The organism is Microaerobacter geothermalis (assembly GCF_021608135.1).
Classification (GTDB): domain Bacteria; phylum Bacillota; class Bacilli; order DSM-22679; family DSM-22679; genus Microaerobacter; species Microaerobacter geothermalis.
Window position 1 is genome coordinate 36,864 of sequence record NZ_JAKIHL010000031.1, and the last position, 7,770, is coordinate 44,633.

A 7,770-nucleotide genomic window follows, 5' to 3' on the forward strand; every position below is an offset into this window, starting at 1 on the left:
ACTCCCTTTAATTCTATGGGGAGTCGTTTATTCATCCATTATATTCCTTCTTTAATTTGTATATTTTGCTTTGGATTTTTCCAATATTGTTGAATGGCTACTATGCCTAGAAGAGCAAATCCAATTATATCCGTAATCATTCCTGGGACAATAAGGGTTAACGCTCCAGCTGTAGCAATAAGCCTGAGTAGAATAGGAATTTGGCTCTTATAATATCCTTCAACAGCGGCACTAAGCGCAATCACCCCAATGATGGAAGTCACCATGACCCAAAGGGTTTCTGTCCAGTGGGACAGATCCTGAAGGAGTAGTTCATTGGAATAGACAAAGACATAAGGAACAATAAACCCTGCCAGGGCTAGACGCAGGGCCTGGATTCCTGTTTTGTTGGGATCCCCTCCGGAAATTCCCGCTCCAGCGAAGGCAGCCAAAGCAACGGGAGGTGTAATATTGGCAAAGATCCCGAAGTAAAACACAAACATATGAGATACAAAGGGTGGAACTCCCATCTGCAATAAGGCTGGTGCCGCCAGCGTTGATGTAATAATATAAGTGGGAATGGAAGGAAGTCCCATACCCATGATCATACTAGCAATCATGGTGTAAATAAGTGTTAGAAATAAACTTCCTTGACCAAGAACGAGAATGGACTGGGTTAATTTGGCCCCCAAACCAGTAAGGGTTGTGACTCCCACAATAATACCGACGATGGCTGTGGACATGGCTACGCTGAGGGCAGCCCGGACTCCGTCCTCCATCGCCTTTAAAATATCCCTTATTCCCATCCGAGTTTTTTTGGAAAAAGCAGCAACAACAACAGATAAGACGATGGCAAAAAAGGCGGCAAAGATCGGTGTTCTTCCGGTAAACAGGAGATAAATCAAGACGACAATGGGAATTAGCAGATGGCCGCTGGTTAATATGACCCTTTTCAGGTTTGGCAGTTCTTCCTTGGGAAGTCCAAGCAATCCTCTCCGTTTAGCCCGCAGGTGAACGATCATAATGACTCCAAGGTAATAGAGAACGGCCGGAAGAATGGCAGCGATGGCTATTTCCGAATAGGGCTTGCCCAAGGTTTCAGCCATGATAAAAGCTGCTGCACCCATGACAGGAGGGATGATTTGGCCTCCGACCGAGGCAGCAGCTTCCACTGCTCCGGCAAATTCCGGCCGGTAACCTACCCGTTTCATCATCGGGATTGTAAATGCACCGGTAGTCACCACATTTGCTAATGCACTGCCGTTTATGGATCCTAGAAAACCGCTGGAAATCACGGCAACCTTAGCAGGGCCTCCGGTTGATCCGCCGGCCATTCCCATAGCCACATCATTAAAAAACTGCCCCATACCAGATCGGTTGAGAAAAGCTCCAAACAGAATAAACAGGATAATATATGACGCCGAAACGGCCAAGGCAGTACCATATATTCCTTCTGTTGTCAGGTACATGTATGCAATTAACTCTTCCAGAGGCTTTCCGCTGTGTTTTAGTAGGCCCGGCATGTAATTACCGAAATAGGCGTATAAGAGGAACAGAATGGATATAATGGTCAAGGCCCAACCTATAATTCTCCGGCTGCCTTCTAGCACGAGAAGTATCAGTAACCCTCCGAAGAACAGATCCCAGAAATTTGGCGCAAAAATGAACATTCGATCGATGATTCCTTGATAATCAACAAATATATAACCGGTAATCGATAAGGACAACAGAGCAAAAATCACGTCAATGACAGACATTTTCGTACGGGAAGCCCTTTTATAAGCCGGATACAGGAGAAAAACAAGGGCCATAATGACCCCGATATGAAGGGATCGATGTTTCAAGGCGTCTAATGGGCCCATGTATGCCGTATATAGCTGATAAGCAGCTAAGGAAATGGCAAGTAAGGAAATGATAAATTTCCAGGGTCCGCTATGAAATTGCCGATATCGAAATTCATTATCCAGTTTTTCAAGGAGCTTCAAATGGTCCTTTTGTTCTGGTTGTTGAGTGTTCTCTGTTGCTTTATGGTGATTTTTGTGGGGTTTCAGGGACATAGGATGCCTCCTTTCTCAGTATGCGGTATTTCCAATATTGAAGGGGAGAAACCCATTCTTTTTGTATGGAAACATATTCACCGTCATCCACCCATTGATAGAGTGGATATACATGGTTGTTGATGATTAAACGATGCTTGGAGTACTTGGACACTCCGATGTCCAGGGAAGGGACAACGACATCAAACCCTCTTGCTACAAACCAATCTCCATCCAAGAAAAATTCTCTGCCTCCTGTATCCGGAGTTCCAGCACCGAAGGCTTTGAAACGTGATTCAATCAATTGTATCTCTCCATTTGTCGTTAATCGAAAGGTTTCCTTCCACTGCTCAAGTTCAACAGAGTGCATCCACTGTAAGGAAAACGTATCATCCTCTAGGAATTCTGTTGCAATAAGCCGGCCTGTCCGCTGCTCACGAATGGTGAGAGCGGACAGAACGGGCATAGTAGATATGAGAATGATCATCAAGATACAGAAGAGAAAGAGAATCCTCTTAAACAATTATTTCAGCACGCCTTTTTCTTTGAAATATTTCTCTGCTCCCGGATGAAGGGGAAGCGGCAGTCCATCGGGACCCTTTTCCAACTTGATTGCTTTTGCGGCGTTATGGGTATCCATCAGGGCTTGCAAATTTTCAAAGAAGGTTTTTGTTAATTCATAGACAGCCTGTTCATCCAATTCTTCATAGGTAATCAAGATATTCTTAATAACAGCCGATGGAATATCTTGATCCAATCCCTTATAGGTACCTGCGGGAATCACATCGAGAGTAAATGCAGGGTAGTCTTTCTTTAAGATGTCCACAATTTCCTGGGGAATTGGAACCAGATTCACATCTTTTGTCGTTGCTAATTCCATAATTCCTGAATTGGGAAGTCCAGAAGAGATAAAGGCTGCATCCACTGTTCCGTTTTTAATTCCATCTATCCCTTCACTGAAAGATAAAAAGTCTTCATTAATATCATCATAGGAGATGCCTGCTGCTTTTAGGATGCGATTGGCCATAATTTCCGTTCCGCTTCCTGCTGCTCCTACAACTACCCTTTTGCCCTTCAAATCTTCCAGTTTAGTAATGCCACTATCCTTTGTTGTGACTAACTGCATGTAGTTGGAATATAAGGCTGTAATGCCGCGAAGATTGCTTAAAGCTCCACTTTTTTCAAATTTACCGATTCCTTGATAGGCATCAGCTACGGTATCGGCCAGAGCAAAGCCGACTTCCGCTTTTTTCTGGGAAATTTTTGCAGCGTTTTCTGCAGAGGCTCCGGTCGTTTGAGCCGTTGCATTCGCTCCCAACTGTTCCGAATATACTTTTGCCAAAGTTGTTCCAAGTGGGAAATAAACTCCGGAAGTACCGCCAGTCAATACGGTAAGGACTTTTCCTTTCCATACGCTTTCATCGGCAGCGGAACTGCTGGAAGATGAAGTGGATTCTGGAGCGGCGGTATTTGAACTGCTTTGTGCACCTGAGCCAGATGATGAATTGGTGCTCTCCGTTTTTCCTCCACATCCCGCCAGCAGTCCCAGGATTAATACGAGACTTCCCAAAAGTACAAACCATTTTTTCATGTAAGTGCCCCCTTTTGATTCGTTTAATATTTTGGAAAATTACATCAATAGAAACTTTGCAAATATTATGCCAAGAGAAAAATGGGCAAAATAGTCTGATATTCGTAGGAAAATAGTGAAAGCGTTATCATGGATATCAAAAAGATGCGGCAAAAATCGCCGGGAATAACCGGCAATATGTGCCGCATCGGCATTTTTTGCCGAACCGTAATGGGACGAAAGTTTTACTCTTTGGCCACTTCGCACTTTTTTTGGGAGTGGGGAAAAATTAATGACGGTTAGCTAGAGGGCAAAGTAGGGATTAATGTCCCTAAGTGCGGTAATGTTTTAACTTATCCCTTAAACTTCTTTCGCTTATCCCTAATATCTTGGCTGTTTTTTGTCGATGGCCATTGCACCAGGACAGTGTTCGCTGGATAATCTGTTTCTCTGCCTCTTTAATTGTCGTTCCAATAGGGATGATAATTGATTTATGATCATTTTTCGGGTCAGATTTGATTTCTTGAGTTATTCTTTCGTTATCCATTAAATAGGGGGGAAGGTCTTCTATAGAAATCATCCGCTCTGGTGACAAAGCTACTGCATACTGAATCATATTGGACAGTTGCCGAATATTTCCCGGATAATGATATTGAAAAAGTACCTTCTTTGCTTCACTGGAAAACTGTTTCTTTTCAGTCCCGATTTCCTCGCAGTATTGATGCAAGAAATGATCGAGGAGAAGGGGGATATCTTCTTTTCTGTCACGCAAGGGCGGCAGGGGAATGGGAATCACATTTAAGCGAAAATACAGATCTTCACGGAACAATCCATTGCTGACCATTTCCATGAGGTTACGGTTGGTGGCAGCGATGATTCGAATGTCAACCTGCTTTTTTTCATTGGATCCCAGGGGAGTTACTTCCCTTTCTTGAATCACCCGAAGAAGTTTTGCTTGGAGGTGGAGGGGCATTTCGCCCACTTCATCTAAAAACAAAGTGCCTCTGTTTGCCGCAAGAATCTTTCCTTTTTTGGATTGGACTGCTCCGGTAAATGCCCCTTTTTCATATCCAAAGAATTCGCTTTCCAATAACGTTTCCGGAATTGCTGCACAATTGACTACTTCGAACGGCTCGTTTCCCCTTTTTCCTTGGCTGTGGATAGCCCTGGCCACCAATTCTTTTCCAGTTCCACTTTCGCCGGTAATGAGTACATTCGTATCAATATCTTTCACCTTATCGATCAGATGAAAAACCTGTTTTATTGCTTTGCTTTTTCCGATGATTCCGGCATAGCCGGTCACTTTATCAAGGGTTTCTTGAAACCACTGGACTTGCCGGTTTAATTTTTGAAATTCAATGCCCTTCTGTATGAGAAGAGACAGTTCTTTCATATCCAAGGGCTTGGTAATGTAATAATAAGCTCCCATTTTTATGGCTTGAACAGAGGATTCAATGGTCCCAAAAGCTGTCATCATAATGACGGCCGTCTGAGGAGAGATTCTTTTAATTTTTTCCAAAATGGTTAGTCCATCGATTTCTCCCAATCGCCAGTCCAATAAAACGACATCTATCAATTTTTCTGAAAGATATTGAAGGCCGATGGAAGGAGAAGTGGTGGTCATCACTTCATATTCATCTTCCAGGGCAAAGTGTAAGGAACTGCAAATGGCTTGCTCATCATCGATAATCAGAATGTGATGCTTCACGATGTTACCACCCTTCGATCATTGTCATGTTTTTTAACTCCATACGTTTCAATGGATGGATGGATATCCTGTTTTTTGGCCAGTGGAAAACGGAGAATAAAACTGGTTTTTTTATTTGGGATGCTGACCACTTCCACGCTGCCCTCATTTTCCTTAACCAGTTGATAGCTGACGGTAAGTCCCAACCCCACCCCATGTTTTTTTCGTGTAAAGAAAGGTTCAAAGATTTTTTTGGCGATATCTTTGGAGATTCCGCAGCCACTGTCTGTAATCACAATTTCAATCCTTTCATTTTTTATGGAGGCTTCCATGGTTAAATGTTTGATTGTGGACCTTTCCATAGCATCAATTGCATTTAATAAAAGATTAAGGAAAACCTGCTTTAATTGATGAGGATCTGCATATAAATAACAATCCGGTTGAATCCATTGTGTATATGTAATTTCCTTCTTTTTAAAAGTGGCTTCCATTAATGGGATAATCGAATGGATCAATTCCTTTAAATCGAAAATCTCCTTTTTAGGATATTTGGGACGTGAATAATCCAATAAACTCTCCACAATTTCATTTAAGCGGTTAATTTCCTTTGGGACGTGGGTGATAAAGGCCTCCTGAAAAGATGAGTTATGATATTTTACCGGAAGCAGTTCGGTAAAGGTTTTGATGGCGGTCAGCGGATTTCGAAGTTCATGGGCAATTCCGGCTACTAATTGTCCAAGGGCCCGCATTTTTTCCTGGGTGGCCAATTGAAGCTGCATTCGCTTTTCTTCTGTCCGATCAAGGAAGGTGAAAAGGGTTCCAGTTGGTTCTCCGCTGGCGCTGTAAAGGGGGCCTACATCATAATAGATGATGCGTGATTCATCATCCGGGGAAATTTCTACCTCTCCATTTTTCATCACATCAGCGTATAAGGTCTCAGGGGTACATTTACCCTCAGATTTTTCCTTTATAGACTCCCATATTTTTTGAAATGGGTTGGAACGATGGAGAAGTTGAGTGATATTAAGGGGAGTCTCAGAAATGTTTAAAATGGATAATGCTCGTTGGTTCATCGATGTGATCCACCCGTTTCGATCAATGGTCATAATTCCGCCATGGACGCTGTTCAGTATTTGTTCTTTAAAGGCATTGCTGTTAGCAATCAGTCTTAGATGTTTCATAATTCCGATGAATAGAATCAATCCTGAAGTGAAAACTGTTCCCGCTAGGAGATAAATGACAAATTTTAAGCGGGAAATGACTGCGGCCATATTTTTTCCAAACCACTTTCCATAAATCTCATCATATATCCCTTTGGCCTTTAGATTGGTCAACCCTCTGTTAAATTCTTGTAGCAACTGTTCATTTCCGTTTTGAACGGCAAGGGAATAGTCTGCCGGCTGAATCAAATCATCCACCACTCGGTAACGATTGGATGTACCCGACTGATTTAAAAGAAATTGGGTGGTCCACTTGTTTCCCAGAAAAGCTTCTGCTCTGTTTAACTCAAGGAGTTGAAGGGCGTTGCTGTGGTTCATCGCGATGTTCATTTCCACTCTTCGCACATCTTTTAAAATATCTTTTGCCACTTGATTTTCAGAAACGGCTACAACCCTATATCTAAGATCAGCTAAATTTTGAACGCTTTCATTTTTCTTTGGAACAATTAAAACTTCGGACATGGTAAAAAAAGGCTCTGAAAAATCAAATTCCTCATCTCTTTTTGCGGTATATTTCATCCCCATGACGGCATCTGCTTGGTTAAACCGCAGGGAATCAATAGCCTGATACCAAGGCAAGGGTATAAAATAGATTTTGAGTGAAGTTTCATTTTCAATGGCATTTGCCAGGTCAACCAGATAGCCTTCCAGTTGACCGCCCCCATTAATGTATGAAAAGGGTGGCAAATCCCGATCGATGGCGACACGAATCACTTTTTTTTCACTGATGTGGCCGGCTGAATTGACCATTGCCGGAAAAGAAAAAAGCAATAACAGAACTATGATGAAGATGATTGGAAAGCTATTTCGGGTCATGAGACCACGCTCCATCTGAAGTAAATTTCCTTTATGTTATCTTTAATTTTCTTTTTTTTCAATCGCTTAGTAATATTTAGAAGTATCGGTCTATGGTTATGGAAAATAGATAAAAAAAGAAACCAAACAATCGTTTAGTTTCCTGATAAACTTGACAGGCATTCCCTTGTATGATGGATGAATATGTATGGTGCGCTCGGAGGGACTCGAACCCCCGCAAGACGTGGCTCCGGAGGCCACCGCTCTATCCAACTGAGCTACGAGCGCATACATAAATAGCGACAAATGATATTATAAAATATCCATATGTAAAAAGCAAGGGATAGAAGAAATTATGTTGAACGTCTGTGATATTGTCATATTGTAACGCATCAGTGAAAATGTCACTATGGGACAGGAGAGAATAACTTTGAGCAAAAAAGAGTTGAAGCGTTACAAAGTCATTGAACAACTGATTCAAGG

At 42.2% G+C, this 7,770-nt stretch carries 6 protein-coding genes and 1 tRNA gene; all 7 read right to left on the bottom strand.

All coding sequences use genetic code 11. The features are described 5' to 3' along the window. Positions 1-38 precede the first annotated feature (38 nt). Positions 39-2,036: a TRAP transporter permease gene (locus L1765_RS11500; RefSeq protein WP_236407553.1), complete on the bottom strand. Its 1,998-nt coding sequence runs from the start codon at positions 2,034-2,036 to the stop codon at positions 39-41. Beyond that, complete coding sequence (locus L1765_RS11505; RefSeq protein ID WP_236407555.1) at positions 2,005-2,538, bottom strand: DUF1850 domain-containing protein; 534 nt, start codon at positions 2,536-2,538, stop codon at positions 2,005-2,007. Before L1765_RS11505 ends, L1765_RS11500 begins: the two co-directional genes overlap by 32 nt. Next, the gene (locus L1765_RS11510; RefSeq protein ID WP_236407563.1) at positions 2,539-3,606 is read right to left on the bottom strand and encodes a TAXI family TRAP transporter solute-binding subunit; all 1,068 of its coding nucleotides are present in this window, start codon (positions 3,604-3,606) and stop codon (positions 2,539-2,541) included. Between the two features lie 310 nt (positions 3,607-3,916). After that, on the bottom strand, positions 3,917-5,293 hold the full coding sequence (locus L1765_RS11515; RefSeq protein ID WP_236407565.1) for a sigma-54-dependent transcriptional regulator: 1,377 nt from the start codon (positions 5,291-5,293) through the stop codon (positions 3,917-3,919). Continuing rightward, on the bottom strand, positions 5,290-7,308 hold the full coding sequence (locus tag L1765_RS11520) for a transporter substrate-binding domain-containing protein (protein ID WP_236407567.1): 2,019 nt from the start codon (positions 7,306-7,308) through the stop codon (positions 5,290-5,292). The genes L1765_RS11515 and L1765_RS11520 overlap by 4 nt, the downstream gene beginning before the upstream one ends. Before the next feature lie 188 nt (positions 7,309-7,496). After that, a tRNA-Arg gene (locus tag L1765_RS11525) sits at positions 7,497-7,575 on the bottom strand. Further along, positions 7,553-7,770, bottom strand: a 218-nt coding sequence (locus L1765_RS11530) for a hypothetical protein (RefSeq protein WP_236407570.1), incomplete at its 5' end; no start/stop codon positions are given. The genes L1765_RS11530 and L1765_RS11525, both read right to left, overlap by 23 nt.